The 19,537-nt window shown below is 70.0% G+C and carries 20 protein-coding genes; 12 read left to right on the top strand and 8 right to left on the bottom strand.

Features of this window, described 5'->3' with window-relative positions:
* Positions 1 to 13 precede the first annotated feature (13 nt).
* From BJI67_RS03015 to BJI67_RS03045, 7 genes are read left to right on the top strand one after another with little or no spacing between them, the layout of a single operon-like run.
* The gene (locus tag BJI67_RS03015; RefSeq protein WP_070071769.1) at positions 14 to 934 is read left to right on the top strand and encodes a branched-chain amino acid transaminase; all 921 of its coding nucleotides are present in this window, start codon (positions 14 to 16) and stop codon (positions 932 to 934) included.
* A 31-nt stretch (positions 935 to 965) separates the two neighbouring features.
* On the top strand, positions 966 to 1,202 hold the full coding sequence (locus tag BJI67_RS03020) for a zinc-finger domain-containing protein (protein WP_070071770.1): 237 nt from the start codon (positions 966 to 968) through the stop codon (positions 1,200 to 1,202).
* A 15-nt stretch (positions 1,203 to 1,217) separates the two neighbouring features.
* Entirely contained in the window at positions 1,218 to 2,258 is a 1,041-nt protein-coding gene (gene waaF, locus BJI67_RS03025) for a lipopolysaccharide heptosyltransferase II (protein WP_070071771.1), read from the top strand.
* Entirely contained in the window at positions 2,258 to 3,304 is a 1,047-nt protein-coding gene (gene waaC / locus BJI67_RS03030) for a lipopolysaccharide heptosyltransferase I (RefSeq protein ID WP_070071772.1), read from the top strand. The genes waaF and waaC overlap by 1 nt, the downstream gene beginning before the upstream one ends.
* Positions 3,294 to 4,052, top strand: coding sequence for a glycosyltransferase family 2 protein (locus tag BJI67_RS03035; protein WP_070071773.1), 759 nt, complete (start codon positions 3,294 to 3,296; stop codon positions 4,050 to 4,052). The genes waaC and BJI67_RS03035 overlap by 11 nt, the downstream gene beginning before the upstream one ends.
* A gap of 8 nt (positions 4,053 to 4,060) precedes the next feature.
* The gene (locus BJI67_RS03040; protein ID WP_083250588.1) at positions 4,061 to 5,137 is read left to right on the top strand and encodes a glycosyltransferase family 9 protein; all 1,077 of its coding nucleotides are present in this window, start codon (positions 4,061 to 4,063) and stop codon (positions 5,135 to 5,137) included.
* A 14-nt stretch (positions 5,138 to 5,151) separates the two neighbouring features.
* A complete protein-coding gene (locus BJI67_RS03045; protein ID WP_070071775.1) occupies positions 5,152 to 6,222 on the top strand; it encodes a glycosyltransferase family 4 protein in 1,071 nt (356 codons plus the stop codon).
* Here the strand turns inward: BJI67_RS03045 and BJI67_RS03050 are convergent.
* From BJI67_RS03050 to lpxL, 6 genes are read right to left on the bottom strand one after another with little or no spacing between them, the layout of a single operon-like run.
* Positions 6,219 to 7,319: a glycosyltransferase family protein gene (locus tag BJI67_RS03050; protein ID WP_070071776.1), complete on the bottom strand. Its 1,101-nt coding sequence runs from the start codon at positions 7,317 to 7,319 to the stop codon at positions 6,219 to 6,221. The genes BJI67_RS03045 and BJI67_RS03050 overlap by 4 nt on opposite strands.
* Before the next feature lie 6 nt (positions 7,320 to 7,325).
* A complete protein-coding gene (locus BJI67_RS03055; protein ID WP_070071777.1) occupies positions 7,326 to 8,444 on the bottom strand; it encodes a glycosyltransferase family 9 protein in 1,119 nt (372 codons plus the stop codon).
* A 5-nt stretch (positions 8,445 to 8,449) separates the two neighbouring features.
* The gene (locus BJI67_RS03060; protein ID WP_197513268.1) at positions 8,450 to 9,307 is read right to left on the bottom strand and encodes a polysaccharide deacetylase family protein; all 858 of its coding nucleotides are present in this window, start codon (positions 9,305 to 9,307) and stop codon (positions 8,450 to 8,452) included.
* A complete protein-coding gene (locus BJI67_RS03065; protein WP_070071779.1) occupies positions 9,265 to 10,371 on the bottom strand; it encodes a glycosyltransferase family 4 protein in 1,107 nt (368 codons plus the stop codon). Before BJI67_RS03065 ends, BJI67_RS03060 begins: the two co-directional genes overlap by 43 nt.
* A complete protein-coding gene (gene rfaQ, locus BJI67_RS03070; protein WP_070071780.1) occupies positions 10,371 to 11,474 on the bottom strand; it encodes a putative lipopolysaccharide heptosyltransferase III in 1,104 nt (367 codons plus the stop codon). Before rfaQ ends, BJI67_RS03065 begins: the two co-directional genes overlap by 1 nt.
* Entirely contained in the window at positions 11,474 to 12,391 is a 918-nt protein-coding gene (lpxL, locus tag BJI67_RS03075; protein WP_197513270.1) for an LpxL/LpxP family Kdo(2)-lipid IV(A) lauroyl/palmitoleoyl acyltransferase, read from the bottom strand. Before lpxL ends, rfaQ begins: the two co-directional genes overlap by 1 nt.
* Before the next feature lie 141 nt (positions 12,392 to 12,532).
* On the opposite strand from lpxL, the gene hldE reads away from it, so the two are divergent.
* The 5 genes from hldE to fabB all read left to right on the top strand — a co-directional run bounded on the left by hldE (position 12,533) and on the right by fabB (position 18,201).
* On the top strand, positions 12,533 to 13,972 hold the full coding sequence (gene hldE, locus BJI67_RS03080) for a bifunctional D-glycero-beta-D-manno-heptose-7-phosphate kinase/D-glycero-beta-D-manno-heptose 1-phosphate adenylyltransferase HldE (protein ID WP_070071781.1): 1,440 nt from the start codon (positions 12,533 to 12,535) through the stop codon (positions 13,970 to 13,972).
* A gap of 13 nt (positions 13,973 to 13,985) precedes the next feature.
* Positions 13,986 to 14,930 (top strand): ADP-glyceromanno-heptose 6-epimerase, encoded by a 945-nt coding sequence (gene rfaD / locus BJI67_RS03085; protein ID WP_070071782.1) that lies wholly within the window; start codon positions 13,986 to 13,988, stop codon positions 14,928 to 14,930.
* A 5-nt stretch (positions 14,931 to 14,935) separates the two neighbouring features.
* A complete protein-coding gene (gene waaA, locus BJI67_RS03090) occupies positions 14,936 to 16,222 on the top strand; it encodes a lipid IV(A) 3-deoxy-D-manno-octulosonic acid transferase (protein WP_070071783.1) in 1,287 nt (428 codons plus the stop codon).
* Between the two features lie 236 nt (positions 16,223 to 16,458).
* Positions 16,459 to 16,974 carry a 3-hydroxyacyl-[acyl-carrier-protein] dehydratase FabA gene (fabA, locus tag BJI67_RS03095; protein ID WP_070071784.1) on the top strand — a complete coding sequence of 172 codons (516 nt, stop codon included), beginning with the start codon at positions 16,459 to 16,461 and terminating at the stop codon, positions 16,972 to 16,974.
* Between the two features lie 3 nt (positions 16,975 to 16,977).
* Positions 16,978 to 18,201: a beta-ketoacyl-ACP synthase I gene (gene fabB, locus BJI67_RS03100; RefSeq protein WP_070071785.1), complete on the top strand. Its 1,224-nt coding sequence runs from the start codon at positions 16,978 to 16,980 to the stop codon at positions 18,199 to 18,201.
* A 39-nt stretch (positions 18,202 to 18,240) separates the two neighbouring features.
* Here the strand turns inward: fabB and BJI67_RS03105 are convergent, their stop codons facing one another.
* Positions 18,241 to 18,807 (bottom strand): isochorismatase family protein, encoded by a 567-nt coding sequence (locus BJI67_RS03105; protein ID WP_070071786.1) that lies wholly within the window; start codon positions 18,805 to 18,807, stop codon positions 18,241 to 18,243.
* 16 nt (positions 18,808 to 18,823) lie between these two features.
* The gene (locus BJI67_RS03110; RefSeq protein ID WP_231940891.1) at positions 18,824 to 19,522 is read right to left on the bottom strand and encodes a protein-L-isoaspartate O-methyltransferase family protein; all 699 of its coding nucleotides are present in this window, start codon (positions 19,520 to 19,522) and stop codon (positions 18,824 to 18,826) included.
* Positions 19,523 to 19,537: the final 15 nt, after the last annotated feature.

The following is a 19,537-nucleotide window of genomic DNA, read 5'->3' on the forward strand; positions in this document are numbered from 1 at the left end:
CAGGAGAATGAAGATGACGATGGCCGACCGCGACGGTCTGATCTGGCTCGACGGCGAGATGGTCCCCTGGCGCGAGGCCAAGGTGCACGTGCTCACCCATACCCTGCATTACGGCATGGGCGTGTTCGAGGGCGTACGCGCCTACCGCACCGAGCGCGGGCCGGCGATCTTCCGTCTTGAGGATCACACCCGTCGCCTGTTCAACTCGGCCAAGATCCTGGGCATGGAGATTCCCTTCAGCCACGAGGACATCTCGCGCGCGCAGCTCGACGTCATCCGCGAGAACAAGCTGGAAAGCGCCTACATCCGTCCGATGTGTTTCTACGGCTCGGAGAGCATGGGGCTGCACGCCGAGAACCTGCAGGTGCACTGCATGGTCGCGGCCTGGCCCTGGGGCAGCTATCTCGGGCAGGATGGCCTCGAGCGCGGTATCCGCGTGAAGGTCTCCTCGTTCAGCCGCCACCACATCAACGTCACCATGTGCCGCGCCAAGTCCAACGGCAGTTACATGAATTCCATGCTGGCGGTGAAGGACGCTACCGCCTGCGGCTACGACGAGGCCCTGCTGCTCGATACCGAGGGCTACGTGGCCGAGGGCAGCGGCGAAAACGTGTTCATCGTGCACGACGGTACCCTCTACACCCCGGACCTGACCTCCGCACTGGACGGCATCACCCGCCGCACCATCTTCGCCTTCGCGGAATCCTTCGGCATCCCGGTGCGCGAGAAGCGCATCACCCGCGACGAGGTCTACATCGCGGACGAGGCCTTCTTCACCGGCACAGCCGCCGAGGTCACGCCGATCCGCGAGGTGGACGGCCGCCCCATCGGCAGCGGCTCGCGCGGGCCGATCACCGAACGCCTGCAGAAGCAGTACTTCGATGTGGTGCAGGGGCGCGACGCACGCTACGATCACTGGCTCAGCCACGTCTGAGACGGACGCCAACGACAGGGGCCATAAGAAGATGCCGAATCCGCATACCGCCGACCACCAGGGCGAGTTTCGCCAGCCGAACGCGGCACGCGCCGTCACGGTGACCGCTGCCGACCTGCCACTGCATTGCCCGATGCCCGGCAGCGCGTTGTGGAGTTCCCACCCGCGCGTCTATCTGCCGATCGACGAGATGCCGCCCGGTCCCGACGGCCTGCGGCATGCGCATTGTCCGTACTGCGGGACCGAGTACGCCTACAAGGCGGACTGATGTTCCGGCAGCAGCATGGATGAGGCGGGCAGCGCACCGCGGCGATGCCTGATCGTCGGCCCGTCCTGGGTCGGCGACATGATCATGGCGCAGAGCCTGTTCAAGCTGCTCGCCGCGCGCCATCCGGAGATGACGATCGACGTGCTCGCGCCGGCCTGGAGCGAGCCGTTGCTCGCACGCATGCCCGAGGTGCGGCGCGCGGTCGCGCAGCCCGTCGGGCATGGCCGCCTGGCGCTCGGCGAGCGCTACCGTCTCGGCCGCAGCCTGCGCGCCGAGGGTTACGACTGGGCGGTGGTCCTGCCCAACAGTCTCAAGTCCGCACTGATCCCCTGGTTCGCCGGTATCCCGCGCCGTACCGGCTTCGTCGGCGAATTCCGCTACGGGCTGCTCAACGACGCGCGTCGGCTGGACAAATCGGCCCTGCCGCGTACCGTGCAGCGTTTTGCCGCGCTGGCCGTGCCGCCGCGGGCGCCGGTGGTGCTGGAGCAACTGCCTCTGCCGCGGCTGAGCGTCGATGCGGAGTCGGGTGAAGCTGCTGCGCAGCGTCTCGGACTCGAGACCGGACAGCCGGTGCTCGGCCTGTGCCCCGGCGCCGAGTACGGGCCGGCCAAACGCTGGCCGGCAGAATACTTCGCCGCCGTGGCGCGACATTACCGCACGCTCGGTTGGCAGTCGTGGGTGTTCGGTTCGGAACGCGATCGCGAGATCGCCGAGGCCGTTTGCCGCGATGCCGGGCCGGGCTGCGTGAACCTCGCCGGGCGCACCACGCTGACCGAGGCGACGGACCTGATGGCGCGTTGCCGGGCGGTGGTCAGCAACGATTCCGGCCTGATGCATCTGGCAGCGGCTCTGCAACGTCCGCTGGTCGCCGTGTACGGCTCCTCCGATCCGGGTTTCACCCCGCCGCTGGCCGCGGCGGGCGCCGTGCGCATCGAACGGCTCGGCCTCGCCTGCAGCCCCTGCTTCGAGCGCGAATGTCCGCTCGGACATCTTGAATGTCTGCGCGGATTGCACCCGGAAAGGGTGGTGCGCGCGCTGGCTAGGCTGGCCGGCTGATGCGCGTACTGCTCGTCAAGCTGTCCTCGCTGGGCGACGTGATCCATACCTTGCCGGCGCTGACCGACGCCTACCGCGCGCTGCCGGACGTCGCTTTCGACTGGGTGGTGGAGGAGAACTTCGCCGAGATCCCCGCCTGGCACCCGGCCGTGGATCGCATCATTCCCGCCGCCCTGCGTCGCTGGCGGCGCAATTGGCGCGGCACGGGCGTGGAGCGTCGGGTGTTCCGCGCCTGGCTGCGCGAACGCGAATACGACCGCGTGATCGACGCCCAGGGCCTGATCAAGAGCGCCTGGGTGGCGCGGCTCGCACGCGGCCCGCGCTGGGGGCTGGATCGCGCCTCGGCGCGCGAACCGCTGGCCGCCTGGGCCTACGCGCATCGCGTGCGCGTGTCCCGCGACCAGCATGCCGTCGTGCGCACGCGTCTGCTGCTGGCCGCTGCGCTGGGTTACTCGCCCCCGGACAGCCCCGCGTCCTACGGCCTGCAGCGCGACCGCCTGCCGGCGCCACCCGTGCCGCCCGGCGGCCTGCTGTTTCTGCACGGCACCACCTGGCCGAGCAAGCACTGGCCCGAGACCTATTGGCGCGAACTGACGGCCATGGCCGCAGCCGCCGGGCATCGCATCCTGCTGCCCTGGGGCAGCGAGGCCGAGCGCGCGCGTGCCGAGTCCATGGCCGCGGCGGGCGGCGATGCGGCCACGGTACTCCCGCGTTGCGGTCTGGGCGATCTGGCCGCGCTGATCGGCGCTTCGCGCGCGGTCGTAGGGGTCGACACCGGGCTGGCGCACCTGGCTGCGGCGTTGGGTACGCCCTCGGTGACCCTGTACGGCGCGACCCGTGCCGACCGCACCGGCACCTTCGGCGAGTGGCAGGTGCATCTGGCCGCGGATTTCCCCTGTTCGCCCTGCCTCGCGCGGGAGTGCCGTTATCGCGGCGAGGCCGCGGTGCAGCCGGCCTGCTACGCGACGCTCGGGCCCGAGCGCGTGTGGCGCGAACTGGGCGCGCTGCTTGCGGTCGATTCGCAGGAGGCGGCGCATGGCGCGTGAACCGCTGTCCGCGGTCATCATCACCCACAACGAGGCCGCGCGTATCGGTGCCTGCCTCGACTGCCTCGACTTCGCCGACGAAATCCTGATCGTCGATTCCGGCAGCACCGACGGCACCCTGGCCATCGCCGAGGGCCGCGGCATCCGCGTGGTACATCACGACTGGGCCGGCTTCGGCCCGCAGAAGCGTTTTGCCGTGGATCAGGCCATGCACGACTGGGTGTTGTGCGTGGATGCCGACGAACGCGTTTCCGAGGCTCTGCGCGCGAGCATCGAGGAGGCGGTGACCGAACCCAAGGCGATGGTCTGCCGCATTGCCCGGCGCAACCGCTTCATGGGGCGCTGGTTGCGCCACGGCGAAGGCTATCCGGACTACGTCATCCGCCTGTTTCACCGCGATCACGCCGAGTGGAGCGAGGACGCAGTGCACGAAACCGTGCTCACCGACGATCCCGTCATCACCCTCGCGGGCGATCTGCTGCACGAATCCGAGTACGGGGTCGCCGAATACGCGGCCAAGCAGGCACGCTACGCCCACTTGCAGGCCGAACGGGTGCGCGCCGCGGGCGGCGGCTCCTCCTGGGTGCGCGCGGTCGTCAGTCCTGGGCTGCGCTTCGTCAAGTTCTACGTGATCAGGCTAGGCTTCCTCGACGGTCTCCCCGGTCTCGCGCACATTCTGCTAGGCTGCTTCGCCTCGTTTCTCAAGCACCTCGATCTGGTGGCCGGCCGGCGGCACGGCACCGACTAGGAATCGTCATGTCAGATATAGCTATGCCCACCCTCGACGTGCCGACCCGCCCGCGCATCCTGGTCATCCGCCGCGACAACATCGGTGATCTGGTCTGCACCCTGCCGATGATCACCGCCCTGCGATGCCGCTACCCGGAGGCGCACATCGCCGCGCTGGTCAACAGCTACAACCGCGACGTGCTGGCCGGTCACCCCGACCTCGACGCGGTCTACGCCTACACCAAGGCCAAGCATCGCGAGGACGGCGAGAGCGTTGCGGGGGTGTACTGGCGGCGCATCAAGCTCACCCTGCACCTGCGCCGCGAGCGTTTCGACTATGCCGTTCTCGGCGGCGCGAATTTCCTGCCGCGAGCGCTGCGTCTGGCGCGTCCGCTGGGTGCGCGCCACATCGTCGGTTTCACCGCGCCCGACCGGCGCGGCGCGGGCGCCATCGACACGCCGGTCCCCTACGGCAGCGGCGCGGGCCTGCACGAGGTCGAGGACATCTTCCGCCTGCTCGCGCCTCTCGGCATCAAGGGGCCGCCGCCGGCCGCCCGGCTCGCGCCCGATGCGGTTCTTGCCGACGCGATCCGCGCGGGCCTGCCCGCCGCGGCAGCCGGCAAGCCGCTGGTCGGGCTGCACGTCAGCGCACGCAAGCCCTCCAACCGCTGGCCGGTGGAGCGCTTCGTCGAACTCGCACGGCGCCTGCACGAGGCACACGACGCGCACTTCCTGCTGTTCTGGTCACCGGGTGCGCCGGACGACCGTTTCCATCCCGGCGACGACGACAAAGCGGGCCGTCTTGCCGCCGCACTGGGCCCGGATCTGCTTACCCCCTGCCGCACCGAGCGACTCGCCGAGTTGATCGCGGGGCTTTCGCTGTGCGACCGCGTGATCTGCAGCGACGGCGGCGCGATGCACATCGCCGCGGCGCTGGAGCGGCCCATCGTCTGCCTGTTCGGCGCCACCGATCCGGTGCGCTGGCATCCCTGGGCCACGGATTACCGCCTGCTGCAGACGCCGGCCCGCGACGTCAGCGATGTCGATGTCGATGCGGTGCTAGCGGCCTACGCGGAACTGCGCCCGCTGCCGGCCGTCGGCTGAATCGCGTACTCGCCATGCGGATCTTGCTGATCACCAACGAGCGCAGCCAGCGCAACGGCTGGGCCACCGTCGCCCTGGAGCTTGCGGTGCGGCTGGGCGAACGGCACCAGGTCACGGTGCTGTCGGAGCGGGGCGATGCTGCCAACCCGGGCCTCGATCTGATCGCCTCCAACGGCTACAAGACCCCGCGTGCGCTGCGCCGCGATACCGGCGACATCGTACGCCGCCTGTCAGGCGAGCGTTTCGACACGATCATCTGTGCAATCGAACCGCACCTGCCGCTCGCCGCCCGACTCAAGCATCGCCTCGGCATCCCGCACCTGGTGCTGATCGGGCAGGGGACCTACATCTACTACCCCTTCATCCGTGGACGCTGGCGCTGGTTCAACCGCCGCGCCGCGCGTGCGGTGGACATGCTGGTTGTGCCCAGCAGGTTCACCGCCGACAAGGCGCGCGCCTGGTATCGCGGACCGCTGGAGATCGTCCCCTGGGGGGTGAATGCCGAGGCCTATCGGCCGCTCCCCGGTATCGACAAGGAACGCGCCTTTCTGTTCGTTGGGGCGCAGAAACCGCGCAAGGGCGTGGACGATCTGCTCGCCGGCTTTGCGCGGCTGGTTGCCGAATACCCCGACACGCGTCTGTATCTCGTCGGCAGTCCCAGCGACCGCTACGACCGGCGCATGGCCGAACTCGGCATCGAGGCCAATGTGGTCAAGACCGGCGTGGTCGATCATGAACAGCTGCTCGGTTACTACGCCCGCTGCCTGTGCCACGTGTTGCCCTCGGTCAACACGCACGATGCCTTCGAGGGTTACGGTCTGGTGCATCTCGAGGCCAATGCCTGCGGTATTCCTTCCATCGGTTCGCGCGGCACGGCGAACGAGGAGATCATCGTCGACGGCGTCAGCGGTCTGCTGTGCGAGCCGCACGACCCGGAGTCGGTATACCGCTGTCTGCGCCGCATCGTTGCCGACGAATCGGCGACGCGAGCGATGTTCGCATCCTCGCTCGCACACGCCCGCAGGTTCACCTGGGAACGGGTGATCGAGGCCTTCGAGGAACGCGTGCTGCCGGCTGGGCGCTAGCCCGGCGCGCGCAGAAAGGCGACGAGATCCTGCGCCATCCGCGCATAGTCGCGCTGCGCGCGTACCGCCTCCCGCCCGCGTTCGCCCATCGCGTCCAACGGATCGCGACCGAGGGTCAGCACGCGTTCCACGCCCGCGGCGATGCACGCTTCGTCGAAGGGGCAGTACAGGGCAGTCTCCTCGTCGAACACCGCGCGGTAGTCCGGCAGCTCCGAGAGCAGGGCGGGGATGCCTGCGGCGTAGTATTCGAAGGTCTTGGTCGGCGACGAACCGAGGTAAAGGCGCAGCGGCGGGATCAGGCCGAGGCCCATGTCTGCCTCGGCAAGGCGGCGCAGCAGCTCGTCGCGCGGTACCGGCGGGTGATAAACGAAGCGCGGATCGTTCGGCAGGCCGAGGCGTTTCCGCCCGGCCTCGTCCAGCGGCGTGTAGAGGTGCAGCTCATAGTCGCCGCGGGCGGCGGCGAAGCCCGCCAGCACCGTATCCATGCGCCGTAACCGGTCGATGGTGCCGGCGTAGACGAAGCGGATCGGACCGCTGCGCGGCGGGCGTGCGGGCAGGCCGAGGCCGGCGAAGTCGAAGCCGAGCGGCAGTGGGAGGCTGGGCACGACCAGCGCCGGGTGGAACAGGCGGCGGTGGGTGTCTGTGATCGGCAGATAGGCATCGCAGCGGGCAATCAGCCGCGCCTCCGCGCGCGCGCGCCAGCGGTATTCCAGCGCCTTGCGCAGCCTGGCGCGGCCGGTTACGCGGGATTCGTGATAGCGCCGGTAGGCATGCAGGAAGGAGTCCCAGAAGGCGATGCGCGGGCCGTGCGCGCTGCGCGCGCGCAGCATCGCTGCGAGCGCGGGAAAGAGGTTGCGCACCACGATCCAGTCATAGTCCCCGAGGTCGACGAGACCGCCCAGCGCATCGGCCAGCCCACGGCGCCGGCAGGCGTGGGGCAGGGTGATTGTCCCGTCCTCGCGCAGGGCGCGCGTCGCCTCGCGATCGAAATAGACCCGCTCGACCTGGGCGAGACCGGTCAGGTGGCGTCCGAAGATCGCTTCCACGGCGGAGTGGTCGCTGCCGCGGTAGAGGTCGGTGACGAGCAGGATGCGCACGGCGGTTCAGGTGCCGGTCGCGGCGCGCCGGTCCAGCCGGGCCAGGACCGCGGCGGCCACCGCATCGACGCCGATGCGCGACATGGGTTCGGGCAGGGTGCGTGCCGTCGCGTCCCAGGGAGCGGTCAGCACGGTGTGGCGGTCGAGGTCGTAGAGCGGGCCGGCCCCGGCGGGGTCCGAGGCGCCGAACAGGCAGACGGTGGGCGTGCCGACCGCGATGGCGACATGCATCGGGCCGGTGTCGCCGGTCACCAGTATGTCGAGGCGCTCGATCAGCGCGGGCAGGCGGTCCAGCCCCAGCGTCCCGGCAAGATCGACCGCCGCCTCGCCGATACCCTCGGCGATGCGGCGGCAGCGCGCGGCCTCGGCCAGCGAGCCGGTGAGCATCAGGCGCAGACCGGGCCGGCTTGCGGCGAGGGTACGCCCGAGCGCGATATAGTGTCTTTCCGGCCAGGTGCGATGGGGTTCGGAGGCGCCGGTCTGCAGCCCGACCAGCGGCGTGTCCTTGGCCAACCCGTGTGCGGTGAGAACGGTCCGGGCCGCTTCTCGCGCCGCGTCGTGCACCGGCAGGTGCATGCGCAGATCGTCGCTGTTCGCGCCGGCCAGATGTGCTACCGCGAGGCGCTGGCGCAGGCCATGGCCGAGGTCCTGCCAGGTCAGTCGCGGCTCGGCATTGCTGAGCAGGAAGCGGTTACGGCTGGTGTTGGGCAGCTTGAAGATGAAGGGAATGCCGGCGAGGGACAGCAGCGGCGTCATCTGCGGTTCGTTGCCGTGAAACACCGCCGCGGCGTCGGGCCGCAGCCGGCGCAGTGCGCGCAGGGTACGCGCGAAATCGCCGTAGCGCCCGCTGTAGAAGATCCGTTTGTCGATGTCCGGGTGACCGTCCAGCAGACGACCGGTGGCTGGGTGCAGCAGGGCGACGAGACGGGCCTCGGGGTAGCGCGCGCGCAGGGCGTGGATGCCGGCGGTGCTCATCGCGGTATCGCCGAGCGCGGTGGTGGAGACGGCGAGCAGGGTGCGTACCGCCGAGGGCGCGAAGTTCGCCGCGGGACGCGGGCGGCGGCCGAGCGCGTGGGCGGTGCGCAGGCCGAGGTAGAGCAGGTCGGTGAGGGGCTGGACGCGCATCCGCCTCAGCGCCGCAGCGCCAGGTAGAGCCTGGCCCGCCGCGGCGAGCGGTAGATGAAGAGCTGGCGGGCGAGCCATCTGCCAGGACGTTCCTTGGTGTCGATGCGGCGGATGGCGGGGACATTGTCGAAGGGCAGATTGGTGCCGCGGATCACGCTGTACTGGGCCTGGAAGCCGAGGCCGGCGGCGAGCGTCGGATATTCGGGTTCGATATGGCCCCAGGGCCAGCACAGATGGCGATCGTTGAGACCGAGTCGTTCGGCCAAGGTCGCGCGCGAGCGTTCCAGGTCCTCGCGCAGTGCGGCGTTGCGCGCGGCGAGCTCGGGGTGTAGCTGGTCCCAGCGCACGTGGCTGTGACTGTGGGAGTGGAATTCCACCGTGCCGTCGGCGCTCATCGTCTCGATCTCGGACCAGCGCAGCATCGCGCGGTCGGCCTCGCCGGCTTCGATCAGGCGCTTGCAGGTGCGGTGGTCCGGGCAGTCGGGCAGGTCTTCCCAGCCGCCCGCGTACGGACGCGGCTGCCCGTCGCCGATCCAGCCGGTAACGGCGAAGATGATTGCGTGCAGTCCGAGGCGCTGCAGCACCGGGTAGGCATGCACGTAGTTGTCGAGGTAGCCGTCGTCGAAGGTGATCGCCACGCTGCGGTCCGGCACCGTGGCGCGGCCCTGCATGAAGGCGAGCAGTTCGTCGGCGGTGATCGTCCGGTAGCCGCTGCGCGCGAGCCGCGTCATGTGCGCCTCGAAGGTCGCCGGCGATACGGTGACCAGTCCGGGGCGTGGTCCCACGTGGTGGTACATGAGCACGGGTACGGCGCGGGCGGTCATCGGGCGGTTCTCGCGGAGTGGTGCAGCAGATCGTCGCACAGTCGCTCGGTGGCATCGAGCATGGCGTCGAGGCTGAAGTGGGCGTGCACGTGCGCGCGTCCACGCTCGCCGAGGTTGCGTGCCCAGTCGGGGTCGGCGAACACGCGCTCCAGGGCGGCAGCCATGGCCTCGGCGTCCTCGGGCGGGACCAGCAGACCGGTGTCCTCGTCGCGGATCAGTTCGGGCACGCCGCCGACGCGGGTGGCGACCACCGGCAGGCCGAGTCCCAGCGCCTGGGTCACGGCCTGCGGCACGCCTTCGGAGCGCGAGCTGAGCAGCAGGGCGTCGGCGGCGCCCAAGAGGTCGGGGACGTCGTCGCGATGTCCGAGGAAATGCACGCGGCCGCTGAGTCCCAGCGCGTCGGCGCGCGCGCCCAGTTCGTCGCGCATCGGTCCGTCGCCGGCGAGGATCAGCTGCAGCCGCGGCCGCGCGTCGGCCAGTCGCTGCAGCGCATCGAGCGCCAGCAGGTGGCGCTTGACCCCGCGCAGCACGCCGACCATGAGCAGCAGTTCGTCGTCCTCGCCGAACCCCAGACCGGCGCGCACGGTGGCGCGGTCGCGGGCCGGGCGGAAACCGGCGAAGTCGATGCCGGTGGGGATGCTCACCACCTGTGCGGCGGGGAAGCCGCACTCCTCCACCAGGCGCGCGCGCACCGCCTCGCCGCAGGCGACGATGCGGTCGGGCAGGTAATGCACGAAGTTGGTCCAGCCGCGGCGCAGCGGATTGTTGAGATGGCGCGTGCGCAGCAGCACCGGGCTGCGCGCCCAGCGCGCGGCGATGCCGCCGACCCAGCTGTCGACGCCGCTGTGGGTGTTGACCACGTCGATACGCAGCCGGCGCAGCTCGCGTGCGAGGCGCGCCGCGCTGGCGAGATCGGCGGCACCGCGCAGCGGCAGGATCAGGGTGGGTATGCCGGCGGTTTCGGCGGCGACGCGCAGTTGCGCGCCCTCTCGGGTGGCCAGCCAGATGTCGTGGCCGCGCGCGCGCATGCCCTTCATCTCGGCAAGGATGCGCCGCTCCTGGCCGCCAAAGCCGTCGGACCATTCCGTGTGCAGGATGCGCATCAGCCGGCCTCCGTGAGGCCGAGCGCGGCTTCGATCGCGGGAATAACGCGCGCGGCGGGCAGCTGCTCCAGGCAGTCGCTGCGCTTGCTGCCCTGGCAGCCGTCCTGGCCGCAGGGCACGCAGGGCCAGTCCTGCTGGATGACCCGATGCGGGCCGGCCTGCCGGTCGCCGGAACGCATCGGGTAAGGGTTCTCGGCGGCGTGGCCGTTGGGCCAGGGCCCCCAGTCGAAGGCGCCGGAGGGGCCGAAGATCGCGACCACCGGGGTGCCCACGGCGGCCGCCATGTGCATCGGCGCGGTGTCGACGCCGAAGAATACCGTGGCCATTTCGCTGAGTGCGGCGGTCTGCTTGAGGGTGAGGCGGCCGCCGAGGTCGATCGGCTGTTGCGTGCAGCGCCCGAGGATCGCGTCCAGGCGTTCGCGTTCGCGCGCATCCGGCGCGCAGCTCACGGCCACCTGCACGCCGAGCCGGCCGAGCAGGTGATCGATGACCGCAGCCATGCCGGCGTCGGTCCAGCACTTGAAGAACCAGCGCGAGGTCGGGTGGACGTGCACCAGCGGACGCGCCGGATCGTAACCGCGCTCGGCGAGCAGTGCGCGCACGGTCGCGCGGTCGGCCTCGTCCACGGCGAGGCGAACCGTCACCGGTCCGGTGGCCACCTCGGCGCCGCCGAGGTCCAGATTGCGCAGCACGGTGTGGCGCATGCCGGGCAGCGGCGTCACGGGCTCGTCGATCAACCAGCGGCGCCAGCGCTTGTCCCCGCCCGCGGCAAAGGGCGCGCGCCGGCGCCGTGCGCCGGACAGGCGGGCGGCGATGATGCCGCGGTCGCCCTCGGTGGTGCTGATCGCCAGATCGAAGCGGCGCGCGCGCAGGCTGCGGAAGAAGGCCAGCTCGCGGCGCAGCAGCGCCCCGCGCGATTCATCGGCGCGGCGCGCCGGGTAGACGAACAGTTCGTCGAGGTCGGGATGGCCGGCGAGCATCGCCTCGGTCCCGGCCTTGACCAGTGCACTGACGCGGTGACCGCCGGCACGCAGGGCCGAGACCAGCGGCGCGGTGAGCAGCACGTCGCCGATGTTGCGGAACTTGATCACCAGGACGTTCATCAGTAGAAGCGCGGCTCGTCGTTGGGCCGGTCCTTGAAGCGCCGGTTGACCCACAGGTACTGCTCCGGGAAGCGGCGCGCGAAATCCTCGATCAGGCGGTTGATGCGGGTGGCGTCGGCTGCGTCGTCGCCGCTGGGGAAGTCCTCGAGTACCGGCAGGAATTCGAGCAGATAGCGCGAGCTGCCCGGCAGGCGGGCGCTGAAGAAGGGCACCACCGGCGCCCCAGTCAGGCGGGCGATGCGCGAGGTGCCGGTGTTGGTCGCGGCCGGTATGCCAAAGAAGGGCGCGAACACGCTGCCCTTGTGTCCGTAGTTCTGGTCCGAGGCGTACCACACGACGTGCCCCTCGCGCAGGCTGCGCAGCAGGCCGCGGGAGTCGTGGCGCGGGATGGCCTTGCCGTAGCGGCGCGAGCGGTTGGCCGACATCGCGCGCTCGATCACCGGATTCTCGTGCGGACGGTACATCACGTGCAGGTCCATGCGTGCGGCCAGCGGCTGTCCGGCGATCTCGAGATCGGTGAAGTGCGCGCCGACCAGCATCACGCCGCGGCCCTGCGCGCGCGCCGCCTCGAAGTGCTCCAGCCCGGCCCATTCGACCTGACGCTGGATCTTCTCCGTCGGCGCCCACCAGCTCATCGCGGTTTCGATCACGCCCATGCCTACCGAGGCGAAGTGGCGGCGCACCAGCTCCGCGCGCTCGGCCTCGCTGCGTTCGGGAAAGCACAGATCGATGTTGATGCGCGCGATGCGCCGCCGGCGCGGGGCGAGCCCGTAGGCGATGCGTCCCAGGGTGCGTCCCACGGCCAGTGCTGCCGGAAACGGCAGCCAGGTGATCGCGCGCAGCACGCCCAGCGCGGCCCAGGTGGGCCAGTGGCGCGGTGCGAGCAGCGAGGATTCGGCGGGCGGGGTGTCGGGCACGTTCGATAAGCGGGCTAAATAGGCCATTCTACGGGGCCTTGTCTGGCCGTCACAAGCAATCGCCATGCTACCATATCGCGTTTTACGGACTGGGCCTCGTTCCGTGACTCGAATGCACGCCATACCGGCCGACGAAACCGCATGACCATCGCCGTTCCCGCCTTCGACCGTGCCCGCGTTCTCGTGGTGGGCGACCTGATGCTCGACCGCTATTGGCACGGCGAGACCTCGCGCATCTCGCCCGAGGCGCCGGTGCCGGTGGTGCATGTCGGTCCGGCCGAGGAACGCCCCGGCGGCGCGGCCAACGTGGCCCTCAACCTGGCCGCCCTGGGCGCCAGGCCGCTGCTGCTCGGCCTGACCGGCGACGACGAGGCCGCCGACACCCTGGAACGCCTGCTAACCCCCGCCGGCGTGTCCTGCCGCTTCGCGCGCCTGCCGACCCATCCGACGGTGACCAAGCTGCGCGTGCTCAGCCGTCACCAGCAGCTCATCCGCCTCGACTTCGAGCGGGGCTTCGCACCGGCCGACGCCGCGCGCATCGCGCACGATCTCTCCGATTGCCTGGACGAGGTCGATGTGGTGGTGCTTTCCGACTACGGCAAGGGCACGCTGGCGGCGAGCCGCGAACTCATCGCGCTGGCGCGCTCTCAGGGCAAGGCGGTGGTGGTCGATCCCAAGGGCAGCGACTTCGGACGCTACCGCGGCGCCTCGGTGATCACCCCCAACCGCAAGGAATTCGAGGCCGTGGTCGGCCGCTGTGCGGACGACGCCGAGCTCGTCGCGCGCGGCAGCGCATTGATCGAGCGCGAACTGCTCGACGCCCTCCTGGTCACGCGCAGCGAGGAAGGCATGACCCTGCTGCGTCGCGACGAGCCCCCGCTCGACCTGCCGACCCAGGCGCGCGAGGTATTCGACGTCACCGGCGCCGGCGACACCGTGGTCGCCGTGCTCGCCGGCGCGCTCGCCTGCGGGCAGCCCTGGCCGCAGGCCACCGCGCTCGCCAACCTCGCCGCCGGCCTCGTGGTCGGCAAGCTCGGCACCGCCACGGTCAGCGTGCCCGAACTGCGCCGCGCCCTGTTCGCCCACGAGGAGAACGCCTTCGGTGCGGTCACCGAGGCACGCCTGCTGGAGGCGGTCGCCGAGGCGCGCGCCCACGGCGAGCGCGTGGTGATGACCAACGGCTGCTTCGACATCCTGCACGCCGGCCACGTCGACTACCTCGCCCAGGCGCGCCGCCTCGGCGACCGCCTGATCGTGGCCGTGAACACCGACGACTCGGTGCGCCGCCTGAAGGGCGACGCGCGCCCGGTCAATGCCCTGGAGCACCGCATGGCCGTGCTCGCGGGCCTGGCCGCGGTCGACTGGGTGGTACCCTTCGACGAGGACACCCCCGAGCGCCTGATCTGCGCGGTCGGCCCCGACGTGCTGGTCAAGGGCGGCGACTACCGGCCCGAGGACATCGCCGGCTACGGCTGCGTCACCGCGGCCGGCGGCGAGGTCCGCACCATCGACTTCCGTTACGATTGTTCCACCAGCCGCATCATCGACGCCATCCTGCGCGCGCGCGGCGAAGACGCATAGAGGACACCAGCGCATGATCATCGTCACCGGCGGCGCCGGCTTCATCGGCAGCAACATCGTGCAGCGGCTCAACGCCCGCGGCGAAACCGACATCCTGGTCGTCGACGACCTGACCGACGGCACCAAGTTCGTCAACCTCGCCGACCTGCAGATCGCCGACTACCTCGACAAGGACGACTTCATCGCGCGCATCCGTGCCGGCGAGGACTTCGGCGCCCGCGCCATCTTCCACGAAGGTGCCTGCTCGGCCACTACCGAGTGGGACGGCCGCTACATGATGGAAAACAACTACGCCTACTCCAAGGCGCTGCTGCACTACTGCCTCGACCGCCGCGTGGCCTACCTCTACGCCTCTTCCGCCTCGGTCTACGGTGCCGGCCCCGACTTCACCGAGCGCCTCGACTGCGAGCAGCCGCTGAACGTCTATGGCTACTCCAAGTTCCAGTTCGATCAGTACGTGCGCCGGCTGCTGCCCGGGGCGCACAGCCAGGTGGTCGGCTTCCGCTACTTCAACGTCTACGGCCCGCGCGAGCAGCACAAGGGCTCGATGGCCAGCGTCGCCTTCCATCTCAACAACCAGCTGCTCGACGGCGGCCGCTGCCGGCTGTTCGAGGGCACGGACGGCTACGGCGACGGCGAACAGCGCCGCGACTTCGTCTACGTCGGCGACTGCGCCGACGTGAACCTCTGGTTCCTCGACCATCCGTCGGCCTCCGGCATCTTCAACCTCGGCACCGGCCGCGCGCAGACCTTCAACGACGTCGCCAATGCGGTCATCGCCTGGCACGGCAAGGGCGAACTGCAGTACATCCCTTTTCCTGACCACCTCAAGGGGCGTTACCAGAGCTATACCCAGGCGGACATCGCGGCCCTGCGGCAGGCCGGCTACGACGCGCCCTTCAAGACCGTCGAGGAAGGCGTCAAGGCGTATCTGGACCAGCTCAACGCCCAGGACTGAGGCACATGCGCGCGCTGTACGGCATCGTCCTGTACGCGCTCGCCCCCTTCGTGCCGTTGCGCCTGCTCTGGCGCGCGCGGCGCAACCCCGCCTACCGCCGCCGTATCGGCGAGCGCTTCGCGCGTTTCGCACCGCTACCCGCACGGCCGCGGCTGTGGGTGCATGCGGTCTCGGTGGGCGAGGTCATCGCGGCGGCGCCGCTGGTGCGCCGGTTGCGGCAGGCCTACCCGGAACATGCCGTGCTGTTGACCTGCACCACGCCCACCGGCTCCGCGCAGATCGCGCGCCTGTTCGGCGATACGGTCGAGCACGTCTACCTGCCCTATGATCTGCCGCACGTGGTCGCGCGCTTTCTCGACCGCGCCCGCCCGCATCTCGCGCTGATCATGGAGACCGAGCTGTGGCCGAACCTGTTCGCGGCCTGCGCCGCGCGTGGCGTACCCGTGATGCTGGCCAACGCGCGCTTGTCGGAGCGTTCAGCGCGGGGTTATGCACGCCTGAGCGCGCTGACGCGGGAAACCCTGGCGTGCATCGACGTGGTTGCGGCGCAGGACGAAGACAGCGCCGCGCGCTTCCGTGCGCTGGGGGCACCGCAGGTGCGCACGCTCGGCAATCTCAAGTACGACCTGGAAATCCCGCCCGAGGCAGCGCAGGCCGGCCGCGCGCTGCGCAAGGCGCTGGGCGCGGCGCGGCCGGTGTGGATTGCCGCCAGCACCCATCCTGGCGAACCCGAGGCCGTGCTGGCCGCCTTCGCGGCGGTGCGCAAGCGCTTCGCCGACGCCGCACTGATCCTGGTGCCGCGGCACCCGGAACGCTTCGAGGAGGCCGCCGGAGCCTGCCTGCGGGCCGGCTATCGTCTCGCCCGGCGCAGCCTCGGCGAGACCGGCGATGCGCGGACCGACGTCCTGCTCGGCGATACCCTGGGCGAGCTGATGAGTCTGTACGCGGCGGCGGACGTTGCCTTCGTCGGCGGCAGCCTGGTGTCGACCGGCGGGCACAATCCGCTGGAACCGGCGGCGCTGGGCCTGCCGGTGCTGACCGGTCCCTATCGCAGCAACTTCGCGGCAGTGTACGAGGCGCTGGTCGCGGAGGGGGCTGCCGAGGTGGTCGAGGATGCCGGCGCGTTGGGTGCGGCCGTGGCCGATCTGCTGGGCGACCCGACGCGCCGGCAGGAGGCGGGAACGGCGGGTCATGCGGTGGTGCAGCGCAACCGCGGCGCGCTCGCCCGGACCCTCAAGGCGGTCGGCGAGATACTGGCCAGGACCAAGGAGCGGCCCGCAAACGCCCGCTAGCGGTGTATCATGCCGCACTCCGCGCCGGGCGGCGTGGGAGTCCTTGAAGGGGTAACCCCGGACGCGACCGTCGCTGGCGGGCGTGCCGGTGCACGAGGCTCGATTGATTGCCGTGGGTCATGAACGCACGGCAACGGCTATGGCAGCATGCCGGATTCGCGCGGTCAGCGGGTCGGCGGCGCCTGCCGTTCGGGTCGCCACAACGGCAATGGCGCCACCGGCGCTTGGTGGAGTTTATGGAGCGACAGACGAGTTACAACCGCGAAACCCTATTGCAATGCGGTCACGGCGAATTGTTCGGCCCCGGCAACGCGCAGCTGCCGCTGCCGCCGATGTTGATGTTCGACCGCATCACCCAGATCAGCGAAACCGGCGGTCCGCACGGCAAGGGTCAGATTCTCGCCGAGCTGGATATCTCGCCCGACCTGTGGTTCTTCGGCTGCCATTTCGAGGGCGACCCGGTGATGCCGGGCTGCCTGGGTCTGGATGCCATGTGGCAGCTGGTCGGTTTCTTCCTCGGCTGGTGCGGCGGTCCGGGCCGCGGCCGGGCCCTCGGCGCGGGCGAGGTCAAGTTCACCGGTCAGGTCACCCCGGCGCACCGGCTGGTGAGCTATGAAATCAACATCAAGCGCCTGGTCAAGCGCAAGCTCTACATGGGCGTGGCCGATGCGGTCATGCGCGTGGACGGGCGCGACATCTACGAAGCCCACGACCTGCGCGTCGGGCTGTTCACGTCGACCGAGGGGTTCTAGGTCATGTCTACACGTCGTGTCGTAGTTACCGGCATGGGAGTCGTGTCGAGCATCGGCAACAACTGCGCGGAGGTGCTCGACGCCCTGCGCGAAGGCCGCTCGGGCATCGAATACTGCGCCGAGTATGCGGATCTCGGCTTTCGTTCCCATATCCACGGTTCGATCAAGCTCAATCCCGACGAACTGATCGACCGCAAGCAGCGCCGCTTCATGGGCGACGGCGCCGCCTTCAACTACATCGCCATGGGCGAGGCCGTGGCCAGCTCCGGTCTGGAGGAGAGCGACATCTCCAATCCGCGCACCGGGCTGGTGATGGGCTCGGGCGGTACCTCGACCGCCAACCTGCTGCTCGCCACCGACACCCTGCGCGAGAAGGGGCTGCGCCGGGTGGGGCCGTACATGGTGACGCGCACCATGTCGAACACCAATGCGGCCTGTCTCGCCACGCCGTTCAAAATCAAGGGCGTGAACTACTCGATCAGCTCCGCCTGTGCCACCAGCGCGCACTGCATCGGTAATGCCGCCGAGCTGATCCAGATGGGCAAGCAGGACATCGTCTTCGCCGGCGGCGGCGAGGAAGTGCACTGGACCATGACCCTGCTGTTCGACGCCATGGGTGCCCTCTCCAGCAAGTACAACGACACTCCGCAAGTCGCCTCGCGACCCTACGATGTGGCGCGCGACGGCTTCGTGATCTCCGGCGGCGGCGGTGTGCTGGTGATGGAGGAACTGGAGCACGCCAAGGCGCGCGGCGCGAACATCCTCGCCGAACTGGTCGGCTACGGCGCCACCTCCGACGGCTACGACATGGTCGCGCCGTCGGGCGAGGGCGCGGTGCGCTGCATGCAGCAGGCAATGGAAACCGTCGACGGCCCGATCGACTACATCAACGCGCACGGCACCAGCACGCCGGCCGGCGACCTGCCCGAGCTGCGCGCGATGAGCGAGGCCTTCAAGGGCGAGGTGCCCGCGGTCAGCTCCACCAAGTCGATCACCGGCCATGCGCTGGGTGCGGCCGGGGTGAACGAGGCGATCTATTCGTTGCTGATGATGCAGCACGATTTCATCGCCGCGTCCGCCAACATCGCCGAACTGGACCCCGCGGCGGAGGGCATTCCCATCGTGCGCGAACGGCGCGACGGCGTGCGCCTGAACCGCGTAATGTCGAACAGCTTCGGCTTCGGCGGCACCAACGCCACCCTGGTGTTCCAGCGCTACGAGGGTTGAACCCCGACTGCGCCCCGCTGCCGCACGGTGGCGTGGGCGCTAGCGGATCAGGGCGGAAATTGCCTTGAACTGCGGGTGGGCGGCATCGCCCAGCCACTCGAAGATCACCGATTCGGTGTTGCTCACGACCACCCCCGCCTGGCGCAGCCGGGCGAGGGCGTTGGCCGCGTTGGCCGGATCGCGCGAGCACGTCGCGTCCTCGACCACGAACACCTCCCAACCCTCCGTCTGCAGCTCCAGCGCGGTCTGCAGCACGCACACGTGCGCCTCGACGCCGGCGATCACCGTCTGACGCCGCGCGTCGGCCTGCAGGGCCTCGCGGTAGGCGGGCACGTCGCAGCAGGAAAACCGGGTCTTCTCGATGGGGCGGATGTCGTCGGCGAGCGCTTCGGCGAGGCTGGCGTGGGTCGGCCCGAGGCCGCGAGGATATTGCTCGCTGAGCACCGCGGGCACGTCGAGCAGCGCGGCCGCGCGGGCGAGGATGCCGGCGCAGCGCAGCACCCGCTCGCTGTCGGCCGCGGGCATCGCGCCGAGCAGGCGTTCCTGGATATCGATCAGCAGCAGCCGACTGTCGCCGGCCCGGCACAACGGCGCGGCTGCGCTCACGCGGCGATCCTGCGGATCAGAGGGAGAAGATCTGGGTCTTGTGCAGGCCGCGCAGCGGCTTGATGCAGGTCTCGAACAGCTTGACCCGGGTATAGCTCGCCTCGTCCACGCGGGTGATCAGCATGGCGTGCATCACCGGCGCCGTGCCGACCACGACGAACAGCCGGCCGCCGACCGACAGGCGCTGCTCGAACGGAGCGAGCTGGGCCGCTTCGGGCAGCGAGGCGGTGACCGCGATCACGTCGTAGCGTTCGCGCAGGCCCCAGCCGTGGGCCGCGTCGGCGACGCGCAGGGTGGCGTTGTTGATCCCTATGGCCTTGAGGCGTGCCTGTGCCGCGCGCTTGAAGTCGGCCTCGATGTCCACGCTGTCCACCTGCGTGGCGAGGCTGGCCAGACAGGCGGTCAGATAGCCGCTGCCGGTGCCGATCTCCAGCGCCACCTCGTTGCCGCGCGGGGCCAGGGCCTGCAGCGCGCGGGCGACGATTTTCGGCTCCAGCATGAACTCGCCATGGCCGAGCGGCACCCCGACGTCCGCATAGGCCAGGCCGCAGTAGGACTCGCCGACGAACTCCTCGCGGGGCAGCCGGCCGACGACCTCCAGCACGCGCTGATCCAGAACGTCCCAGGGACGGATCTGCTGTTCGACCATAATGAAGCGGAGGTGTGCGTAGTCCACGGTGTCCATCGTCTCGGCGGCGGTAAGGGCGATCGTCATTGCGCTGTGCCTGCG

The organism is Acidihalobacter aeolianus, from assembly GCF_001753165.1.
GTDB classification, from domain to species: Bacteria; Pseudomonadota; Gammaproteobacteria; order DSM-5130; family Acidihalobacteraceae; genus Acidihalobacter; species Acidihalobacter aeolianus.